This is a genomic window from Ensifer adhaerens (assembly GCF_002940685.1).
Taxonomy (GTDB): Bacteria; Pseudomonadota; Alphaproteobacteria; order Rhizobiales; family Rhizobiaceae; genus Ensifer; species Ensifer adhaerens_E.
In genome coordinates this window covers 191,620-209,238 of sequence record NZ_PNFP01000009.1, presented here as the reverse complement: position 1 = coordinate 209,238, position 17,619 = coordinate 191,620, and the positions used below count along the sequence as shown (strand labels likewise).

19 protein-coding genes are annotated in these 17,619 nt (G+C 63.7%); 9 read left to right on the top strand and 10 right to left on the bottom strand.

Annotated features, from left to right (window positions below):
- Positions 1-129: 129 nt before the first annotated feature.
- A complete protein-coding gene (locus C1A35_RS18975; RefSeq protein ID WP_104665810.1) occupies positions 130-972 on the top strand; it encodes a GNAT family N-acetyltransferase in 843 nt (280 codons plus the stop codon).
- Positions 973-996: 24 nt separating this feature from the next.
- On the opposite strand, the gene C1A35_RS18970 is transcribed toward C1A35_RS18975, so the two are convergent.
- Positions 997-2,886 (bottom strand): ABC-F family ATP-binding cassette domain-containing protein, encoded by a 1,890-nt coding sequence (locus tag C1A35_RS18970; protein WP_104665809.1) that lies wholly within the window; start codon positions 2,884-2,886, stop codon positions 997-999.
- 312 nt (positions 2,887-3,198) lie between these two features.
- On the opposite strand from C1A35_RS18970, the gene C1A35_RS18965 reads away from it, so the two are divergent.
- The 3 genes from C1A35_RS18965 (at position 3,199) to C1A35_RS18955 (ending at position 4,445) form a co-directional block, all read left to right on the top strand.
- Positions 3,199-3,480, top strand: a complete 282-nt coding sequence (locus C1A35_RS18965; protein ID WP_104665808.1) for a hypothetical protein — start codon at positions 3,199-3,201, stop codon at positions 3,478-3,480.
- 145 nt (positions 3,481-3,625) lie between these two features.
- The gene (locus C1A35_RS18960; RefSeq protein ID WP_104665807.1) at positions 3,626-3,904 is read left to right on the top strand and encodes a hypothetical protein; all 279 of its coding nucleotides are present in this window, start codon (positions 3,626-3,628) and stop codon (positions 3,902-3,904) included.
- 88 nt (positions 3,905-3,992) lie between these two features.
- The gene (locus C1A35_RS18955; RefSeq protein ID WP_104665806.1) at positions 3,993-4,445 is read left to right on the top strand and encodes a MarR family winged helix-turn-helix transcriptional regulator; all 453 of its coding nucleotides are present in this window, start codon (positions 3,993-3,995) and stop codon (positions 4,443-4,445) included.
- Positions 4,446-4,455: 10 nt separating this feature from the next.
- Here the strand turns inward: C1A35_RS18955 and C1A35_RS18950 are convergent, their stop codons facing one another.
- Positions 4,456-5,517, bottom strand: coding sequence for a GGDEF domain-containing protein (locus C1A35_RS18950; protein ID WP_158665096.1), 1,062 nt, complete (start codon positions 5,515-5,517; stop codon positions 4,456-4,458).
- A gap of 273 nt (positions 5,518-5,790) precedes the next feature.
- On the opposite strand from C1A35_RS18950, the gene C1A35_RS18945 reads away from it, so the two are divergent.
- Positions 5,791-8,391, top strand: coding sequence for an AMP-binding protein (locus C1A35_RS18945; RefSeq protein ID WP_104665804.1), 2,601 nt, complete (start codon positions 5,791-5,793; stop codon positions 8,389-8,391).
- Here C1A35_RS18945 and C1A35_RS18940 read toward each other — a convergent pair.
- Positions 8,377-8,886 carry a DinB family protein gene (locus C1A35_RS18940; RefSeq protein ID WP_104665803.1) on the bottom strand — a complete coding sequence of 170 codons (510 nt, stop codon included), beginning with the start codon at positions 8,884-8,886 and terminating at the stop codon, positions 8,377-8,379. The genes C1A35_RS18945 and C1A35_RS18940 overlap by 15 nt on opposite strands.
- 136 nt (positions 8,887-9,022) lie before the next feature.
- Between C1A35_RS18940 and C1A35_RS18935 the strand changes: the two genes are divergently transcribed.
- Both C1A35_RS18935 and ndk read left to right on the top strand, forming a co-directional pair.
- Positions 9,023-9,712, top strand: a complete 690-nt coding sequence (locus C1A35_RS18935; protein WP_104665802.1) for a glutathione S-transferase family protein — start codon at positions 9,023-9,025, stop codon at positions 9,710-9,712.
- A gap of 102 nt (positions 9,713-9,814) precedes the next feature.
- Positions 9,815-10,237, top strand: coding sequence for a nucleoside-diphosphate kinase (ndk, locus tag C1A35_RS18930; RefSeq protein ID WP_034803877.1), 423 nt, complete (start codon positions 9,815-9,817; stop codon positions 10,235-10,237).
- A 91-nt stretch (positions 10,238-10,328) separates the two neighbouring features.
- Here ndk and C1A35_RS18925 read toward each other — a convergent pair whose 3' ends face one another.
- Entirely contained in the window at positions 10,329-10,829 is a 501-nt protein-coding gene (locus C1A35_RS18925) for a hypothetical protein (RefSeq protein WP_440271542.1), read from the bottom strand.
- Positions 10,830-10,834: 5 nt separating this feature from the next.
- Positions 10,835-11,395, bottom strand: a complete 561-nt coding sequence (locus tag C1A35_RS18920; RefSeq protein ID WP_104665800.1) for a CGNR zinc finger domain-containing protein — start codon at positions 11,393-11,395, stop codon at positions 10,835-10,837.
- A 67-nt stretch (positions 11,396-11,462) separates the two neighbouring features.
- Here C1A35_RS18920 and C1A35_RS18915 point away from each other — a divergent pair, with 67 nt between their 5' ends.
- Positions 11,463-12,359 (top strand): branched-chain amino acid ABC transporter permease, encoded by an 897-nt coding sequence (locus C1A35_RS18915; protein WP_104665799.1) that lies wholly within the window; start codon positions 11,463-11,465, stop codon positions 12,357-12,359.
- A 17-nt stretch (positions 12,360-12,376) separates the two neighbouring features.
- On the opposite strand, the gene C1A35_RS18910 is transcribed toward C1A35_RS18915, so the two are convergent.
- From C1A35_RS18910 to C1A35_RS18890, 5 genes are all read right to left on the bottom strand, one after another.
- Entirely contained in the window at positions 12,377-12,844 is a 468-nt protein-coding gene (locus tag C1A35_RS18910) for a molybdenum cofactor biosynthesis protein MoaE (protein ID WP_104665798.1), read from the bottom strand.
- Between the two features lie 4 nt (positions 12,845-12,848).
- On the bottom strand, positions 12,849-13,109 hold the full coding sequence (gene moaD, locus C1A35_RS18905; protein ID WP_104665797.1) for a molybdopterin converting factor subunit 1: 261 nt from the start codon (positions 13,107-13,109) through the stop codon (positions 12,849-12,851).
- Positions 13,106-13,693 carry a CDP-diacylglycerol--glycerol-3-phosphate 3-phosphatidyltransferase gene (gene pgsA, locus C1A35_RS18900; RefSeq protein ID WP_104665796.1) on the bottom strand — a complete coding sequence of 196 codons (588 nt, stop codon included), beginning with the start codon at positions 13,691-13,693 and terminating at the stop codon, positions 13,106-13,108. The genes moaD and pgsA overlap by 4 nt, the downstream gene beginning before the upstream one ends.
- A gap of 128 nt (positions 13,694-13,821) precedes the next feature.
- Positions 13,822-15,843, bottom strand: a complete 2,022-nt coding sequence (gene uvrC, locus C1A35_RS18895) for an excinuclease ABC subunit UvrC (RefSeq protein WP_104665795.1) — start codon at positions 15,841-15,843, stop codon at positions 13,822-13,824.
- A complete protein-coding gene (locus tag C1A35_RS18890; protein ID WP_104665794.1) occupies positions 15,840-16,604 on the bottom strand; it encodes an SDR family oxidoreductase in 765 nt (254 codons plus the stop codon). Before C1A35_RS18890 ends, uvrC begins: the two co-directional genes overlap by 4 nt.
- Before the next feature lie 369 nt (positions 16,605-16,973).
- Between C1A35_RS18890 and C1A35_RS18885 the strand changes: the two genes are divergently transcribed.
- The gene (locus C1A35_RS18885) at positions 16,974-17,612 is read left to right on the top strand and encodes an outer membrane protein (protein ID WP_077961745.1); all 639 of its coding nucleotides are present in this window, start codon (positions 16,974-16,976) and stop codon (positions 17,610-17,612) included.
- Positions 17,613-17,619: the final 7 nt, after the last annotated feature.

The window sequence follows — 17,619 nt, the reverse complement described above, 5'->3', positions numbered from 1 at the left end:
GTCGGCGAAATCGACGGATTGTCATTCCCTCTCGCCGTCGCCGCACTAGCTCTACCAGCGGACGTGCCGTGCCATCCCGTCAACCGGGTTGGGCATGGGGCGATGTGGTCGCCCAAAGAGGAGTGAACGATGCAGCAGCAGATCCGTCGCGCAAGCCGTGCCGAGCTCGACGTCATGATCGAGTGGGCGGCGGAGGAGGGCTGGAATCCCGGGCTCGGTGACGCTGGGCCTTTCTGGGCAGCCGACCCTGACGGTTACTGGGTCGCGGAGGCAGAGGATGGGCCGATCGCAGCGGTCTCGCTGGTGCGATACAACGACAGCTACGCCTTTCTCGGCTTCTTCATCACGCGGCCGGATCATCGCGGCCAGGGCATCGGCCGGCAACTGTGGCAACAGGCAATGTCGGCCGCCGATCGGCGCATCGTCGGTCTCGATGGCGTGGTCGCGCAGCAGGACAACTATCGCCGGTCCGGCTTTGTCTACGCCCACGCGAACATCCGCTACGGCGGCGTCATCGATGTCGTCGAGCCGCCGGGCGCCGACCTTCTCGAGGTCGCGCCGGTCCATATGTCGCTGCTCACCGATTATGATCGCCGCTTCGTGCCGGCGCGGCGTGAGGTCTTCCTTCGCGAATGGCTGAAGTCGAGCGATGGGCGGCGCAGTGCTGTGCTCCTGCGGGACGGCACGGTCGCGGCCTATGGGACGATCCGGGCATGCCGCAACGGGTTCAAGATCGGGCCGCTTTTTTCCGACACGGAGACCGGGGCCGACGTCGTCTTTCGCAAGCTCGCCGCCGGTGTCAACGGCAGCGAAATCTATCTCGATGTTCCCGAACCGAACGCCTCGGCCAAGGCGCTCTGCGATCGCTACAATCTCAAGCCGGTCTTTGAAACCGCCCGGATGTATCGCGGGCCGGACCCGGGGCTGCCGCTCGCCCGCATCTATGGCATCACCACCTTCGAACTGGGGTAGCGGTGAATGGAGCGATGACCGTCGTCAGCCGGCCATCGCCTCTTCATACTCGGAGGAAAGCTCAAGCCATTGCTCTTCGGCCTGCGCCAGTTTCGCTGCCGCGTCGGAGCGTTCCTTGGCTTTCTGTGCGGCCTTCGCCGGCGCCTTTTCGTAGAGCGCCGGATCGGCAAGTTCCACATCAAGTGCCTGAATCAGTTTCTCCAGCTTCCCGGTCAAGGATTCGATTTCATTGATCTTCTTGCGCAGCGGCGCCAGCGAGGCGCGCTTGTCGGCATTGGCCTTGCGCTGGTCCGCCTTCGAGAGGCTGTCGTCGACGCCGTTCGGTCTCGGCTTCTCGTCCTTCGTCTTGGGACCACCGACGATCAGGCTGCGGTAGTCCTCAAGGTCGCCGTCGTAGCTCGTCACGGTCCCGTCGCGCACCAGCCACAGCCGGTCGGCGGTCGCCTCGATCAGGTGCCGGTCGTGCGAGATCAGGATCACGGCGCCGGAATAGTCGTTGAGCGCGGTGATCAGCGCGTTGCGGCTGTCGATGTCGAGGTGGTTGGTCGGCTCGTCGAGGATCAGAAGGTTCGGCGCGTCGAAGGCGGCAAGACCCATCAGCAGCCGTGCCTTTTCGCCGCCCGAGAGATCCTTGGCGGGCGTTTCCATCTTCTCGGTCGCAAGCCCCATCTGCGCCACGCGTGAACGCACCTTGGCTTCAGGTGCCTCCGGCATGCGCCGGCGCACATGTTCGACCGCACTTTGCGTCGGGATCAGGTCGTCGAGCTGGTGCTGGGCGAAGAAGCCGACCTTGAGGGCCGGTGCGACCTTCAGTTCGCCTGCCTCCGGCGCCAGCCGGCCCGAGATGAACTTGGCGAAGGTGGACTTGCCGTTGCCGTTCGAACCGAGAAGCGCGATGCGGTCGTCCGTATCGATCCTGAGGTTCAGCCGCTTCAGGATCGGCTTGCCCGGCTCGTAGCCGACGGCACCGCCGGTGACGGCGATGATCGGCGATGCCGCTTCCTTCTCCGGATCGGGGAAAGAGAAGCCCTGGACATGGTCCTCGATGACGGCGGCCACCGTTCCCATGCGCTCCAGCGCCTTGATGCGGCTTTGCGCCTGGCGGGCCTTGGTCGCCTTGGCGCGGAACCGGTCGATAAAGCTCTGCAGGTGCTTGCGGGCAGCGTCGTTCTTCGCCTTTGCCTTCATCTGCAGTTCGTCGGCTTCCGCCTTCTGCCGCTCGAACTGGTCGTAGGAACCACGGTAGAAAGTCAGCTTCTTCTGGTCGAGGTGCACGATGGCGTTGACGGCGGTGTTCAGGAGATCGCGGTCGTGGCTGATGATGATGACCGTGTGCGGGTAACGGCGCACATAGTCCTCGAGCCACAGCGTGCCTTCGAGGTCGAGATAGTTGGTCGGCTCGTCAAGCAGCAGCAGGTCCGGCTCGGAGAACAGCACGGCGGCGAGCGCCACGCGCATCCGCCAGCCGCCCGAGAAGGACGAGGCCGGGCGAAGCTGCGCTTCGTGGTCGAAGCCGAGGCCGGCAAGGATGCTGGCCGCCCGGGATTCGGCCGAATGGGCACCGATATCGGCAAGCCGCGTCTGGATCTCGGCGATACGGTGCGGGTCCGTCGCGGTTTCCGCTTCGCTGATCAGCGCCGAGCGCTCCTTGTCGGCCTTGAGCACGATCTCGATCAGCGGCTCCTCGGTGCCGGGCGCTTCCTGCGCCACCTGACCGATGCGGGCGTTCTTCGGCAGCGTGATGCTGCCGGCCTCGGAGGCAAAATCGCCGGTGATGATGCGAAACAGCGTCGACTTGCCGGCACCGTTTCGGCCAACGAGCCCCGCCTTCGTGCCCGCCGGAAGCGTCACGGATGCGTTTTCGATGAGGAGACGTCCCGCGATGCGGGCGGAAAGGCCGGAAATCTGGATCATTGCGGCCTTTTGCCCGGACTTGGCCGGGAAGGCAAGAGGCGCGGGCGTGCTGCTGCCACCGCCGTGGCGATCCGGAAATTCAAGAGGTCATTGTTATCGATTTTTGAACAAGGCGTTCCGGCAATCGATACTACACATCCTCATCGTGAGGGACCATCTCATAATCGGAAGGGCGGGGAACGCTCTTCTGACCGCCTCGATCGACCGAACGCCATTGGCAAAGGCCCCGCGTTCCGAGGGACGACCGATCCGGCCACGGACATTTTAGATGAAACCTCGTTCAGCCGAACGAGCCTCCCAGGAGTGAAGACCATGAAGATCCAGACCGCTCTTTCCGCCGCTCTCGTTGCAACCGCCATCCTCGGTGGCGCTTCCGCTGCCTTCGCCGGCGGCAGCTACTATGAAGGCGTCAGCCCGACGCCGCTCTATACCGAACGCACGCCTGCCGTCACCGGCAAGTCGTCCTTCACCATCGGCAATTCCGAAGCCGGCTACGTCGATCGCACCAACACCGGCTCCATCGCAAGCTACGGTGTTGCACCGAAGAGCGTGATCGGCGGCGAAGGCGAATACTACCAGGGCATTTCGCGCTAACAGCGATGAAAGAAGGGGCGCGGGTTTCCGCCCGCACCCCAATTCAAGGGATTTGATCGATCACCGTCGTGACCTTAATGAGGCGAGCCAAGCGCCTGCTCGGCCCTGGTCCCGACCTCCCATCTCTCCACCAAGGAACTGACCTATGAAGAAGTCCTTTGCCGCAATCCTCGTTGCGGCCGCCATGCTCGGCGGTGCGTCTGCCGCTGTCGCAGGCGGCAGCTACTACGAGGGTGTGAGCTCCACGCCGCTCTTTACCGGCCGCGCCGAGGCCTCCGCCGGAGCCGGCGTATCCGCGAGCACTGCGAGCCGCGGCGACTATTACGCGGGTATCGACGACAAGTCCGTCGACACGACGGCAACCGGCGCGATTGCCAATGGCGGCGCCAAGGCTTTCGGCCAGGCCGACGAAAACAAGCAGTAAGTCACGCCAGACGGTTGACCGAACAACCCGGTCCCGCCGCGCGGGGCCGGGTTGTTTCGTTTTGGCGTGCCACATGAGGTACATTGCCATGACAGAAAAAGTCGAAGTCGCCGAGCGGCTCTTCGATCTCTACCACTGCGTTCATCGCTTGGTGAACGCGTCGATGTCGGAGGAAGGCGTTTCGCTCGCGCGCAGCAAGTTCCTGTTTTATCTGAACACGCTCGGCCCCTGTCGCTGTGCGGATATCGCATCGGCGCTCGGCTTTGCCGCAAGAACCGTGACCGAAGCGATCGACGGCTTGGAGCGGGACGGCATGGTCCTGCGCGAGCCGGATCCGGAAGACCGCCGCGCGAAGATCATCTCGATCACCGACCGTGGCCGGCTGGCGCTGGAGGCGGCACTGCAGCCACGCCACCGCACGATCGATGCGTTGTTTTCGGCGCTCGACGATTGCGAACGCACCGAACTCTTTCGCTTGCTTGGCTGCCTGCGCGAGAAGGCGTCGGAGATCGACGAGAGCCGTCAGCCGGTCGCCGCCTGATGCAAGGTTGTCAAGCGGCACTCCGTCCGCGGCCGAATGCGGCCGAATAGCAGAGGATGCCGGTGCCATCGCGCGCACCGGCAAGAGCCAGTTCCGCCTGGCTCAACAGATCGGCGCTCGTCGATGCCGGTTGCGCGATGGCGATACCGGCTGCAAGCGAAAGCGTCGCGGCGGTGTGCGTCCGTCCGGGGAGCGTGACCGTCAGTTCGGTCACGGACTGCCGCAGGCGTCGGGCTATAACCTCGGCGTTTTCGGCGCTGACGTCCCGGCACACGAAGGCAAAGTCCTGCTGGCCCACACGCGCGACGAAATCGTTCTTCTTGATCGACTTGCGAAACAGTGCCGACAGTTTGGCAAGCGCCTTGGCCGCAACCGGGCCGCCGTGGTGCTCGGCCATTTCGCGAAGCCCTTCCACCGAGGCAAGGAGCAGCGCGACCGGCTGGTCGGTCCGCTCCGTTTCGAGAATCGCGTCGAGTTTCGCCGTCAGCGCCAGCCGGTTCGGCAGGCCCGTGGCGGGATCACGAGTCAGGGATCGGCGGCTTTCGGCGAGATCGCCTTCGAGTTCGGCAAGACGTCGCGCGCTCGTTTCGAGGGCATGCTGGAGAGCGCTCTCTTCATTCGTCAATCGGCCAGCCGCGTCCCTCAGTCGCGCGGCGTCGTCGGCAAACTCGGACAGAGCTGCGACGGGGTCCGCGGCCAGGCGACCGGCGAAATGATCGAGCTCGTCCTTGAAGGCTTGCTTCTGCAGCAGGGCGAGCCTGAGCTTTCCGGCGATCTCGCCAAGGGTTTCCTGGCCCGCGGCTCTCGTCCGGTCCGCGGCAAGCGCCGCGTGCGAGACGAGGTGATGCTTGAGGCCCAGGGCATCCAGCGCATCCTGCTGCGGGTTGCTCCCGAGGGCGGCGAGCTCCCGGGAGAGCTGCGGCAGGCGGCCCGACAGCGCCTCGTAGAATAGCTCGTAGTTGCGGGGCAGGGCCGCGATCCCGTGCGAGGCCATCGCATGCGCCACCTTCAGAATGATCGCCGCCTGTCGCGCCTGCGATCGGCCGGCATCCGCTGGAACTTGCCTGGTCATTCTGTCGTGGTCCCCGGTCACTCTCTGGCTCGATGGACGGCCACTATGGGAAAGCCGCATTTAAGGGAGTCTGAAGATTTCGCGGTGCGGGCGAATCCCGCCCGGTATGGTTGCTGAATTCCATCCGTCTCCGGTCGTCCGCAACCGCATGTCGCAGGGCAATGGATGGCCGTCAGCGACGGTGATCTTTATACTTGACGCCATTAGTCACCAATTATATTCGGCGCTGCTAAATCGGGCATCGGAGCCCGAGGCAAACAGCGACGGTCAAGCATGTCCCTCTCGTTCATTGCGGATCTGGCAAAATGGCGCGACCGACCGGCGCTGGTGTTTTCCGGGCAGCGGACCGTCACCTATCGCGAACTCGGCGAGCGTGTTGCCCGCCAGGCGCTCGCGTTTCGCGGTCCGCGCGGGCTGGTGGCGATCGAGGCCGAGCTTTGCGAACATGCGATCATCGCCTATTTGGCAGCGCTCGCCGCCGGGCATGCCGTGGCGCTGCAGGCCCCGAGGAACGACGCTGCCGGGTCCTGGGTCGATGCTTTCGAGCCCGACTTTGGCTACCGCAGGATCGATGGCCGCTGGCGCACGGAGCGTCTGCGTGAGGACGGCAGGGCGCCCCATGACGAACTCGCCGTCATGCTCTCGACCTCGGGCAGTACCGGTTGCGGCAAGGCCGTGCGCCTGTCGCGGGAAAACATCTCGGCAAACGCCGCTTCCATCGCCGACTATCTCGGCCTGACGGCGGAAGATCGCGGCTGTCTCATCCTGCCGCTGCATTATTCGTATGGCCTGTCGGTGCTGAATTCCCACCTGGCAGTCGGCGCCAGCCTCTACATTCCCGGTGCATCGATCCTCGATGCCGGTTTTCTCGATGGCCTGGCCGAAAGCGGCAGCACGAACCTTGCGGGTGTTCCCTATTCCTACGAATTGCTGGAGAAGGTCGGCTTCCGCGAGCGACGGTTCCCGAGCCTGCGCTTCATGACCGTCGCCGGTGGCCGCCTGGCCCCGGACGTCATCCGTCTCTACAATGACCACCTCAGGGCCCAGGGCGCTGACTTCTTCGCCATGTACGGCCAGACCGAGGCCACTGCACGCGTCGCCTATGTGCCGCCGGCGCAACTCGCCGGAAACGAGGACAGGATCGGCGTCGCCATCCCCGGTGGGCGCCTTCTGATCGAGAACGAGAGCGGGGCGCCGATCGAAAGCGATGGCGTGACCGGCGAGCTCGTCTATCGCGGCCCGAACGTGATGATGGGCTACGCCACATCGCGCGCCGATCTTTGCCGCGGTGCCGAACTGACCGAGTTGCGCACCGGCGACCTCGCCATGCGCCACGCCGACGGCCTGTTTCAGATCGTCGGCCGCATGAAGCGGATTTCCAAGATCGCCGGTCTCCGGATCGCGCATGATGTGCTGGAGGCGGTGCTCGAAAGGCGCGGCATCACCGCGGCCGTCGTCGGTGACGATGCCGGCCTTCACACCTTCTATGCCGGCGGCCGGGACGCCGGAGAGATCAGGCGGTTGCTGGCGCAGGCGAGCGGGCTGACGCTGGCTCATCTGAAGGCGACGCCGCTTGCCGAGATGCCGCGACTGGCAAGCGGCAAGGTGGACTACAACGCGCTCAACATGGCGGCGCGCCAGGCGGCGGCCAACGGTGACGACGACAACGGCGGCATCGAGGACCTCTTTGCGCAGGTCTTCTACCCGAAAAGGGTGAAGCGATCCGACAGTTTCCTGTCGCTGGGCGGCGATTCCCTGCGCTTCGTTCAGCTTTCGATCGGTCTGGAAAAGGCGCTGGGGCAGGTTCCGGACGCCTGGGAGACCTTACCGATTGCCGAGCTATCGCTTCAGGAACGGCGCGAGACCCCCACGCGACGGATCGGTACGGACCTTTTGATCCGCGCGCTGGCGATCCTTTTGGTGGTGCTGCATCACGAGGTCCTGTGGCCGATCCCCGGCGGATCCGCGGCCATGGTCGTTCTTGCCGGCTTCAGCCTTGCGCGTTTCCAGATGGGGCCGCTTCTTGCCGGGGATGGGCGGGCGATCCTGCGGCCACTCGCGCAGGTGCTGATCCCCTATTATCTGATCGTTGCCGCGTACGCGGTTGCCTGGGGGGAGGTGCCCTGGGCCTCGGTCTTCCTCGTCGGCAATTTCGGCCTGGCCTTGCCGGAGACGCACGGCATGGTGCCGTATCTCTACTGGTTCATTGAAGCCTACTGCCAGATGATGCTCGTTTTCGTCGGGCTGTTCGCCATCCCGCAGTTCCGACGGTTCGTGTCGGCCAAACCCTTCGCCGCCGGCATGACCTTGCTTCTCACCGCACTCGCTGCCCGGCTGGCGCTGCCGCTCCTCTGGCCGATCGGCAATCGCCAGATCTTTACCCTGCCGTGGATCTTCTATCTCGCCGTCATCGGCTGGTGCGCGGCCGTCGCCGAAACGACCAGCCAGCGGCTACTGCTGATGCTCTCCGGCACGGGGGCTTTCCTGTTCTTCGGTCTCTACGAAGGGGTCTGGATCGGGACGAAGATCAAGTATCTCCTGCAGATTGCCGTGCTGGCAGCGCTGCTCTATCTGCCGCGCATCAGCGTGTCGCGCTGGGGGGCACAGCTGATCCTGCCTTTGTCGGCGGCGGGGTTCCACATCTACATCCTGCACCGCTTCGTGCCGGAACTGCTGATGTTGCCGCTGCAGCCGATATTGCCGGCATCGGTGTTCTCGGTCCTGTCGATCGTCGGCGGCGTCGCGGTGGGCCTCGTCGCCTGGCTCGGCCAGCGTCAGCTTTTGAAGACGCTCGCCGCGTGGCGGGAGCGTGAAGTTCGGCCACTGCGGTTGCTCGGCTCCGGGGTGCTGCGATCGCCGCTACGCCCACTGTGACCCTTGCGTCCTCAGAAAATGCGCCAGGTCCAGTACCAGGGACGGGCGTTCGAGCGCGGTGAGCGTCGCATGCGCCTGGCCGCGATGGTGGGTCTGGTGGTTGAAGAAGTGTGCGAGCGTCGGGGCCAGCTTCTGCGTGATGACAGTCGGGTTCGTGAGTGTCGTATAGGTGAGGACGGCGCCGAGGCGATCGTCACTCAGGCTGCCGATCCAGGTGATGATGCGCTCGTCTTCGGCGGCCCGGGCGGCGGCAAGGCTGGCGAGGTCGTCATGAAGGACCGCATCGAGCGAAGCCGGAGTGTCGCCCTGGCCCGTGAAGCGCCTCATCCAGATGCGGTCGGCAACGAGGACATGGTTGAGGGTCGAAAGCAGCGAGCCGAAAAAGGCGCCACGGTTTTCCCGCAAGTCGGCATCGGTCAGTTCCGCAGCGGCGGCGTAGACGAGACGGTTCGCCCAGCGGTTATAGTCGGCGAACATGCGAAAGTAATCGAGCATCGGTATCTCCTTGGAAGGGGCGGCGACGCTAACCCGGAACCGCATTCCTGTGGCTGATATCATTCATGAAATTTACTGATTTGATGACGGCGTGCATATGTCGTTCAAGGGGAGAATAATCTCGCGGAGAGTCCAGATGACGAGAAAGCTCTATTCGCTGTGTGGATCCGACAGGGCGCGTCCGTTCTCGCCGCATGTGTGGAAGACGGCGATGTCGCTCGCCCACAAGGGGCTCGACTTCGACACCGTTCCGATCGGCTTTACCGAGATCCCCGCGGTCGAGGATGGGGCCACAAGGCTGGTGCCGCTGCTCAGGGACGGCGAACGGCTGGTCAAGGACAGCTTCGAGATCGCCCAGTATCTCGAGCGGAATTATCCGGATCGCCCGACGCTCTTTGGCGGCGATGGGGCGATGGCGATCGCCCGTTTCGTCGAGGGCTGGTCGCAGACGACGCTGCATCCGGCCATTACCCGCGTCATCATCCGGGACATTCACGATCGGCTGGATCCGGTCGATCAGGCCTACTTCCGCGAGAGCCGCGAGAAACGTTTTGGCACATCGCTGGAAGCGGTGGCCGAAAGCGGCGCGGCGTCGCTGGAGACGTTCGCGCAGAAGCTCGAGCCGCTGCGCCATATGTTGAAGTTTCAGGATTTCCTGGGTGGCGCGACACCGCTCTTTGCCGATTACATCGTCTTCGGCGCGTTTCAGTGGGCGCGCATCGTCTCGCCGCAGCGCCTGCTTCATTCGGGCGATCCGGTCACGGACTGGTTCGAACGCTGCCTCGATCTGCATGGTGGGCTCGGACGCAGTGTGACGGCTGCGTGAAACCCGCCCGGCCCAAGCCGAATCATCGGTGAACCCCCTTGTTTTGCGCGGAATTGGCGGCTAATGAACCGCCACTTCTCAAGAAACAAGGGATTTGAGCCAATGGCTATTGAACGTACCTTCTCGATGATCAAGCCGGACGCGACCAAGCGCAACCTGACCGGCGCCATCACCAAGATGCTCGAAGATGCCGGCCTGCGCGTCGTCGCCTCCAAGCGCGTCTGGATGAGCCGTCGCGAAGCCGAAGGCTTCTACGCCGTCCACAAGGAACGTCCGTTCTTCGGCGAACTGGTCGAGTTCATGTCCTCCGGCCCGACCATCGTTCAGGTTCTCGAAGGCGAAAACGCAATCGCCAAGAACCGCGAAGTCATGGGCGCCACCAACCCGGCAAACGCTGACGAAGGCACGATCCGCAAGGTTCACGCTCTGTCGATCGGCGAAAACTCGGTTCACGGTTCGGACGCCCCGGAAACCGCTGCTGAAGAAATCGCTTACTGGTTCTCGGGCACCGAGATCGTCGGCTGATTCAAAATCTTCGGTTCGAGCCGTAGTGGCTTGAATTGACTAGGGGATTTGGACCGGAGCGGAAACGCTCCGGTTTTTTGTTGGCAGGTCTTTAAGTCGGACAGCTGGCCGTCTCGAAGTGCTCCGGCGCCTTGCCGCCCCGGAACACTTCCGGGTTTTTGTCATAGGCCGGTCCTTCGACCAGCGCCTTTGCCGGCATGATGTCCTGATCGATGTCGGAGACGACGCTGGTCTCCAGCTTCTGCAACGACTGGCCCTCCGGCCCCCTGACCTCGATCGACACCGCATAGGGGCGGTCCTTCTTCACGCAGGTCACATCGGGGCTTTCCAGCACGACCTTTTCCAGCTTCGGGAACAGCTTGCGCTCCAGCACCAGCGCGTCGCCGCCAGCCGGGTTTTCGAAGCGCGCAACGACAACGCTGCCGTCCGGCACCGGCTCGATCTTGGCGAGCGTGATCATGTAGGTCGCATAGGCGAGGCGATAGTTGAAGACGAACATCTTGCCCGTGAGCTTGAGCGGATCGGGCCCGGTCTCGCGTTGGCAGCCGACGGCGGCGAGCGCAATCGCCAGTGTGGCCAATAGGCCAATCATCCTCGTCATCGGGCCGCATCCTCCTTGTTGCGATGGTAGTGGAGCCTCGCCTTGTTGCGATTGCCGCAGACGGCCATGTCGCACCAGGTCCGGCTGCGGTTGCGGCTGCGGTCGAGAAACAGCCAGCCGCAATTCGGGCAGATCTTCAGCCGCTCCGGCTCGGGGTTGGCGGAAAGGGTGAGCGCCGATTGCGCCGCCGCCGTGTCGAGCGGAAGCAGGCCGCCTTCGTGCTTCGAACCGCGCAGAACGCCGGCGATCGCCTCGAGCAGATCCGCCAGAAACTCAGGTCGTCCCGCGTCCGACACCTCGGCGCGAAAATGCCGGTCGGTCGCTTCGCGCAACCGCAGAAGCCGAGAACGGTTTTCAGCGGCGACGGGTGCCAGCGGGCCGAAGCGCGGGCTCTCCGCCCCAAACCGGTTGGCCGCCTCGGCAAAGGAATCCATCGCTGTGGGATCGGCAAAGCGATCGATCCGGCGTTCCGGATCGAAGCGCAGGACGATCGAATTGGCGACATCCAGCGCCAGCGCGCCGCCGGCAAAACGATGGGCTGTCCAGGTGAAGGTCATGCAAGAATCCTAACTGGCAAAATTGATTTTACCAGTTATATTGATCTTGTCACGCTCCGGATGCGCCATGCTCTATTTTCTGCAGCAGCTCGCCAATGCCGTCCCCGTTGCAGCGCTCTATGCGGCGCTCGCCTTCGGCTATGCCATCGCCTTCGCCGTGACGCGCCGGGCCGATCTGACCTATGGCGCGCTCTTTGCCTTTGCCGGCCAGACCTTCGTGCTGTTTGCCGATTTCGGCTGGAACCGGCTGTGGCTGATCTTGCCTGCCTCCCTTGGTCTCGGCGCAGCCGCGGCGCTCAGTTTCAGCCTCGGCGCCGGGCTCGTGGCGGGACGTTATGTCATGCGGCCGCTTGCCTTCTCTTCGGCCAACACCGTCGTTGTTGCGTCGCTCGGCTGCCTGCTGGTGTTGATGGAAACGGCGCGTCTGGCGTCGGAGACGCGCAGCCTGTGGCTGCCGCCGTTCCTGAACGCAAACATCGTCTTCTGGGATGATCCGCGCTTCCCGGTGACGCTGACCGTGATCCAGCTCGGCAACACGGTGCTGATGGCGGCACTCGTGGCGGCCGGGCACTGGTTCCTGACGCATTCGCGGGCAGGGCGGTTCTGGCGGGCGGTGTCGGAGGACCGGGAGGCCGCCGCCCTTTGCGGCGTCGACGCCGCAACCGTCTACATCGTCGCCTATGGCGCCGCGTCCTTGATCGCTGCCGTCTGCGGCATTCTGGCTGCCTCCTACTACGGCAACATGGATTTCGGCACGGGGCTGACCTTCGGCGTCAAGGTGCTGTTCATCGCCGCCATCGGCGGCCAGGCCTCGCCGCTCTACGCCGCACTGGGCGCAGCCGGGATCGGCCTGATGGAGACGCTGTGGAGCGCCTACGGGCCGATCCTGTGGCGCGATTTCGTGATCTTCGGCTTTCTGGTGATCGTGCTGGCCGTGACGCGCAAGGAGAAGGTCATTCCCTGACCACCCAAGGGAAGGGGCTACTTCGTCGTCCAGCGGTCCCGCGCCGTGTCGTCGGCATCCTTGGCGCTGACCCAGCCGCCGGTGGTCCCGTCGCCCAGGTGCTCCTTCTTCCAGAACGGAGCGGACGTCTTCAGGAAATCCATGATGAAGTTGGCGCCGTCGAAGGCCGCCTGCCGGTGCCGCGACGCGGTGACGACGAGCACGATGTTCTCGCCAGGCATGATCTTGCCGTAGCGGTGAATGGCGGTGGCGGCCTCAAGCGAAAAGCGTTCGATCGCTTCGCGGCAGATGCGCTCGATCTCCGCCTCGGCCATGCCGGGATAATGTTCGAGTTCGAGCGCCGCCAATGTGCCCGCTTCGTCGCGGCAAAGCCCGGAAAAGGTGACGACGGCGCCGATGTCGGCACGTCCTGCCGAAAGCTTCGCCACTTCGCTGTTGAGGTCGAAGTCGTCGCGCTGGACGCGCACGGTCACCGGCGCGTTCATGGCCTCAGCCGCCCGTCATCGGCGGAAACAGGGCAATCTCGCGGGCGCCGGCGATCGGCTCCTTGTGGTCGACATGTTCCTGGTTGATCGCCGCGCGAATGACGTTCTCATGTTCGAGCGCCGCCTCGTATTCCTCGCCGAGCGTCTTCAGGTGTCGGAGCAGGTCGGCGATGGTGACGACGCCGGCGGGAAGGTCGAGCGTTTCCTCGCCCTTGCCGATGCGTTCGCGCACCCAGGAGAAATAGACGAGGTTGACGGTGCTCATTCGTTGACCACGTGCTTGAGGCCGGCGCGGAAGTAGTCATAGCCCGTATAGAGCGTGATCGCGGCGGCGATCCAGAGCAGTACGATACCAGCCTCGGTCGTGTAGGGCAAAACCTTGTCGCCCGCAGGACCTGCCAGCAGGAAGGCGATTGCAACCATCTGGATCGTCGTCTTCCACTTGGCGATGCGGGTGACGGGCACGCTGACCTTCAGCGCCGCCAGATATTCGCGCAGGCCGGAGACCAGGATTTCGCGGCAGAGAATGATGATCGCGGCCCAGATCGACCAGCCGGCGATCGTGCCGTCGGCAGCGACGAGCAGCAGGATCGACGCGACCAGCAGCTTGTCGGCGATCGGATCGAGCATCTTGCCGATGTTCGACGTCTGCTTCCAGATGCGCGCGAGATAGCCGTCGAAGAAATCGGTGATCGAGGCGATGGCGAAGAGCGTGACCGCCGTCCAGCGCGCAAAGTCCGAACTGTGCAGCCGTCCTTCAATGAAGAAGCAAAGGACGATCAGCGGCACGATCAGGATTCGGAAATAGGTGAGCAGGTTCGGGATGCTGTAGGCGACGGGCGTGGGCATGGATTCGTGTTCTCTGGTTCGTCAGGTACAGAATGACTTTGCTGGCCTGAGGTCAACAGGTCATCGTCGGCAACTGTCATATTTGCCCTATTGCATGTGAACGCCCGGTGAATTGTGACGCCCGGTTGTCATTTCGCCGCATCGTCGTGGAAATGTTCGTAGACCAGCCGGGCCACCGTTTCGGAAATGCCGGCGACGGCCATCAGGTCGTTGATGCCGGCGCGCGAGACGGCCTTTGCGGTGCCGAAATGCGTGAGCAGCGCGCGCTTGCGCGTCGGACCGATGCCGGCGATCTCGTCGAGCGGGTTCTTGACCATCTCCTTCTTGCGACGGGCGCGATGCGAGCCGATCGCGAAGCGGTGGGCCTCGTCGCGCAGCCGCTGGATGAAATAGAGCACCGGATCGCGCGGCGGCAGCGTGAAGCTGTCGCGGCCGAGCGCAAAGAAGCGCTCGCGCCCCGCGTCGCGGTCGACACCCTTGGCGACGCCGATCGCGGTGACGCAGTCCTCCACGTCCAATTCCTTGAGAATAGCGCGCACGGCGGTCATCTGCCCCTGGCCGCCATCGATCAGGATGACGTCGGGCCAGGCAGGGAAGGCGCCGTCATCGGTCTCGACGCTCCGGTCCGGCTTGCCCTCTTCCTTGAGCAGCCGCGAGAACCGCCGCGTCATCACCTCGCGCATCATGCCGAAGTCGTCGCCGGGCGTGATGTCGGTCGATTTGATGTTGAACTTGCGGTACTGGCCTTTGACGAAACCCTCCGGCCCCGCCACCACCATGCCGCCGACGGCATTGGTGCCCATGATGTGGGAGTTGTCGTAGATCTCGATGCGGCGCGGCGTGCGCTCCAGCTTGAAGGTCTCCGAGAAGCCTTCGAGCAGCCGCGACTGGGACGCGGTTTCCGCCAGCTTGCGGCCATGGGCCTCACGCGCATTGGCAAGCGCATGGTCGACGAGGTCTTTCTTTTCGCCGCGCTGCGGCACCTGGATTAAGACCTTGTAACCGGATTTTTCGCTGAGCGCCTGGCCGAGCAGTTCCTGCTCTTCCACGGCTTCGCAGAGCAGGATCTGCCGCGGACAGGGCTTGTCGTCATAGAACTGGGCGAGGAATTGCGAAAGCACTTCGGCCGTCGGCAGCGACGGGTCGGCCTTCGGGAAATAGGCGCGATTGCCCCAGTTCTGGCCGGTGCGGAAGAAGAACACCTGGATACAGGAGACGCCGCCCTCGTGGTGGATCGCAAAGACATCCGCTTCCTCGACGCCAGAGGGGTTGATGCCCTGGTGGCTCTGGACGTGGCTGAGCGCCGCCAACCGGTCGCGGTAGAGCGCCGCCCGTTCGAAGTCCAGGTTCTCGGCTGCCTCGCCCATGGCGGCAGCGATCGTCGCCTTCACCGCCTGGCTCTTGCCCGAGAGGAAGTCCTTGGCCTCCTGCACCAGCTCGGCATAGCCCTGATCGCTGATCTCGCCCGTGCAGGGCGCCGAACAGCGCTTGATCTGGTAGAGCAGGCAGGGCCGCGTGCGGGTCTCGAAGACGCTGTCGGTGCACGTTCTAAGCAGGAAGGCGCGCTGCAGCGAATTGATGGTGCGGCCGACCGCGCCGGCGGAAGCGAACGGACCGAAGAAGTCGCCCTTGCGGCTGCGCGCTCCGCGATGCTTGTAGAGCGCCGGCGCCCGACTGTCGCCCGTCACCAGGATATAGGGGAACGACTTGTCGTCGCGCAGAAGCACGTTGAAGCGCGGCCGGAGCCGCTTGATCAGGTTCGCTTCGAGCAGCAGCGCCTCGATCTCGGTGCGCGTCGTCACGAACTCCATGTTCGCGGTCTCGCGCACCATGCGCGCGATGCGGTTGGAGTGGCCGCGCCCCTGGGCATAGTTGCTGACGCGCTTCTTCAGGCTGCGCGCCTTGCCGACATAAAGAACGTCGCCGGCCTCGTTGAACATGCGATAGACGCCGGGGCCGTTCGGCAACAGCTTGACGAAGGCCTGGATCAGCTCCGCGCCCTTCAGGCCCTCCATCTCCGAGCGATTCTCGTTCCATTCGACGGCGGGCGTAGGGCTTTCGCCTTCCGACACCTCGATCAGGTCGTCGTCGTCTTCCGTTTCGTTGCCGTCATAGAGGATGCCGCCGTCGTTCGGCACGCGTCCGTTCATTCCACTATCTCCCTGATGTCGGGCGTTTCCCAGGCGAGGTGCTGGCCCCCGTCGAGCGCGATCATCTGCCCGGTAATCGACGGCGTGTCGAACAGGAAGCGGATCGTCCGTCCGAATTCGTCGAGCGTCGGCCCGCGCTTCAAGATCAGCGCATCGACCTGCGCCTCAAAATCCTTCGGGTCCTGCCGTTCGTTCGGCAAGGTCGGCCCGGGGCCGATGCCGTTGACGCGGATGCGTGGGGCGAGCGCCTGCGCCATCGTCCGGGTTGCCGTCCAAAGCGCCGACTTGGACAACATATAGGAATAAAAGCGCGGATTGGGAGCCCAGACGCGCTGATCGATCACATTGATGATGAGGCCGTTGGCACCGGCCGGAAGCTGCGCCGCGAAGTCGCGTGCGAGCAGCGAAGGGGCCTTCACATGCAGGGCGAAATGCTGGTCCCAGACCTGTTCGTCGAAGGCGTCGAGGCTGTCCTTCTTGAACAAGGATGCATTGTTGACGAGCAAATCGATCGGCCCCAGCGCCGCGGTTGCGCGCTCGATCAGTGCCGATGTCGCGTCCGTATCCGTGAGGTCGGCGCGAATCGCGACGGCATTCGTGCCTGATTTCACGAGGGTTTCTGCCAGGGCCTGTGCTTCGTCAAATGAGGCGTCGGCGTGAATGGCGACCGCAAAGCCGTGGGTGGCGAGGTCCTCCACTATAGCTTTGCCGATCCGCTTGGCGCCCCCGGTTACGAGTGCCGCCTTCAGTGCTTTCTTCAACGTTTCATCCCGCTTTTTCGAATCTTCGCGTCAAAGGACGAAGATATAGGCAAGAAACGCGGGGCTGAAACACTCCCTGACGATTCCTTGCCCAAAAATTAATGGAATTGGCGTAAATTGTATTATTTTGCATGCTTATAGTATAACTTTCGTTAATCTTGAATTATGGTTAACAATTCTCCTGTGGCGCCAAAGCAACATCAAACTTTGGGCGCGTTTGCGCCACCAAAATTTCACATTTTGGCTCTTGTGAATCCGCATTTGCTGGCCAATTTCAGCACAACCGGGCGGGTTAGTTAAAAGTTGCCCGATGTTTCACTGCGGGACCCCCAAGCCCGCGGCACATCGGGACGATAAAGGAGAATGTTAATGCGTACGCTCACCACCACCCTCATGGCTTCGGCTATGACCCTCATCGCCTTCCAGGCCGCCCAGGCTGCAGACGCGATCGACGAAGTTCCGGCTGCTCCGCAGGCCGAATACACCGAGCCGGCAGCCAAGAACTGGTCGGGCGCCTATGTCGGCGGTACCGCCGATTGGAAGCATGGCCAGCACGATGCGACCGGCAGCAACACCGCGGCCGGCTTCGGCGGCGGCCTCTATGGCGGCTACAACGTTCAGGACGGCCAGATGGTATACGGCGGTGAAGCCGACATCGGTTACTCCGGCCAGGATTCGACCAAGGGCAACCTGCGTATGAAGCAGGGCGTCAACGGCTCGCTGCGTGGCCGCGTCGGTGTCGATCTGAACCCGGTCCTCGTCTATGGTACCGCAGGTCTCGCCGTTGGTCAGACCAAGGGCACCGTCGGCGGCGCTTCCGACAAGAACACCATGGTCGGCTGGACCGCAGGTGTCGGTGCTGAAACCTTCGTCACCGACAACATCACCGCACGCGTCGAGTACCGTTACACCGACTACGGCTCGAAGGACTTCCGCATGGGCAGCACCAAGGTCTCGTCGGGCTACGACGAGCACGCCGTCAAGGTCGGTATGGGCGTGAAGTTCTGATCGGCTT

Excerpts from the sequence above, each read along its gene's own strand:
- C1A35_RS18975 (WP_104665810.1), top strand. The coding sequence starts at position 130 with ATGCAGCAGCAGATCCGTCGCGCAAGCCGTGCCGAGCTCGACGTCATG.
- C1A35_RS18970 (WP_104665809.1), bottom strand. The coding sequence starts at position 2,886 with ATGATCCAGATTTCCGGCCTTTCCGCCCGCATCGCGGGACGTCTCCTC.
- C1A35_RS18965 (WP_104665808.1), top strand. The coding sequence starts at position 3,199 with ATGAAGATCCAGACCGCTCTTTCCGCCGCTCTCGTTGCAACCGCCATC.
- C1A35_RS18960 (WP_104665807.1), top strand. The coding sequence starts at position 3,626 with ATGAAGAAGTCCTTTGCCGCAATCCTCGTTGCGGCCGCCATGCTCGGC.
- C1A35_RS18955 (WP_104665806.1), top strand. The coding sequence starts at position 3,993 with ATGACAGAAAAAGTCGAAGTCGCCGAGCGGCTCTTCGATCTCTACCAC.
- C1A35_RS18950 (WP_158665096.1), bottom strand. The coding sequence starts at position 5,517 with ATGACCAGGCAAGTTCCAGCGGATGCCGGCCGATCGCAGGCGCGACAG.
- C1A35_RS18945 (WP_104665804.1), top strand. The coding sequence starts at position 5,791 with ATGTCCCTCTCGTTCATTGCGGATCTGGCAAAATGGCGCGACCGACCG.
- C1A35_RS18940 (WP_104665803.1), bottom strand. The coding sequence starts at position 8,886 with ATGCTCGATTACTTTCGCATGTTCGCCGACTATAACCGCTGGGCGAAC.
- C1A35_RS18935 (WP_104665802.1), top strand. The coding sequence starts at position 9,023 with ATGACGAGAAAGCTCTATTCGCTGTGTGGATCCGACAGGGCGCGTCCG.
- ndk (WP_034803877.1), top strand. The coding sequence starts at position 9,815 with ATGGCTATTGAACGTACCTTCTCGATGATCAAGCCGGACGCGACCAAG.
- C1A35_RS18925 (WP_440271542.1), bottom strand. The coding sequence starts at position 10,829 with ATGATTGGCCTATTGGCCACACTGGCGATTGCGCTCGCCGCCGTCGGC.
- C1A35_RS18920 (WP_104665800.1), bottom strand. The coding sequence starts at position 11,395 with ATGACCTTCACCTGGACAGCCCATCGTTTTGCCGGCGGCGCGCTGGCG.
- C1A35_RS18915 (WP_104665799.1), top strand. The coding sequence starts at position 11,463 with ATGCTCTATTTTCTGCAGCAGCTCGCCAATGCCGTCCCCGTTGCAGCG.
- C1A35_RS18910 (WP_104665798.1), bottom strand. The coding sequence starts at position 12,844 with ATGAACGCGCCGGTGACCGTGCGCGTCCAGCGCGACGACTTCGACCTC.
- moaD (WP_104665797.1), bottom strand. The coding sequence starts at position 13,109 with ATGAGCACCGTCAACCTCGTCTATTTCTCCTGGGTGCGCGAACGCATC.
- pgsA (WP_104665796.1), bottom strand. The coding sequence starts at position 13,693 with ATGCCCACGCCCGTCGCCTACAGCATCCCGAACCTGCTCACCTATTTC.
- uvrC (WP_104665795.1), bottom strand. The coding sequence starts at position 15,843 with ATGAACGGACGCGTGCCGAACGACGGCGGCATCCTCTATGACGGCAAC.
- C1A35_RS18885 (WP_077961745.1), top strand. The coding sequence starts at position 16,974 with ATGCGTACGCTCACCACCACCCTCATGGCTTCGGCTATGACCCTCATC.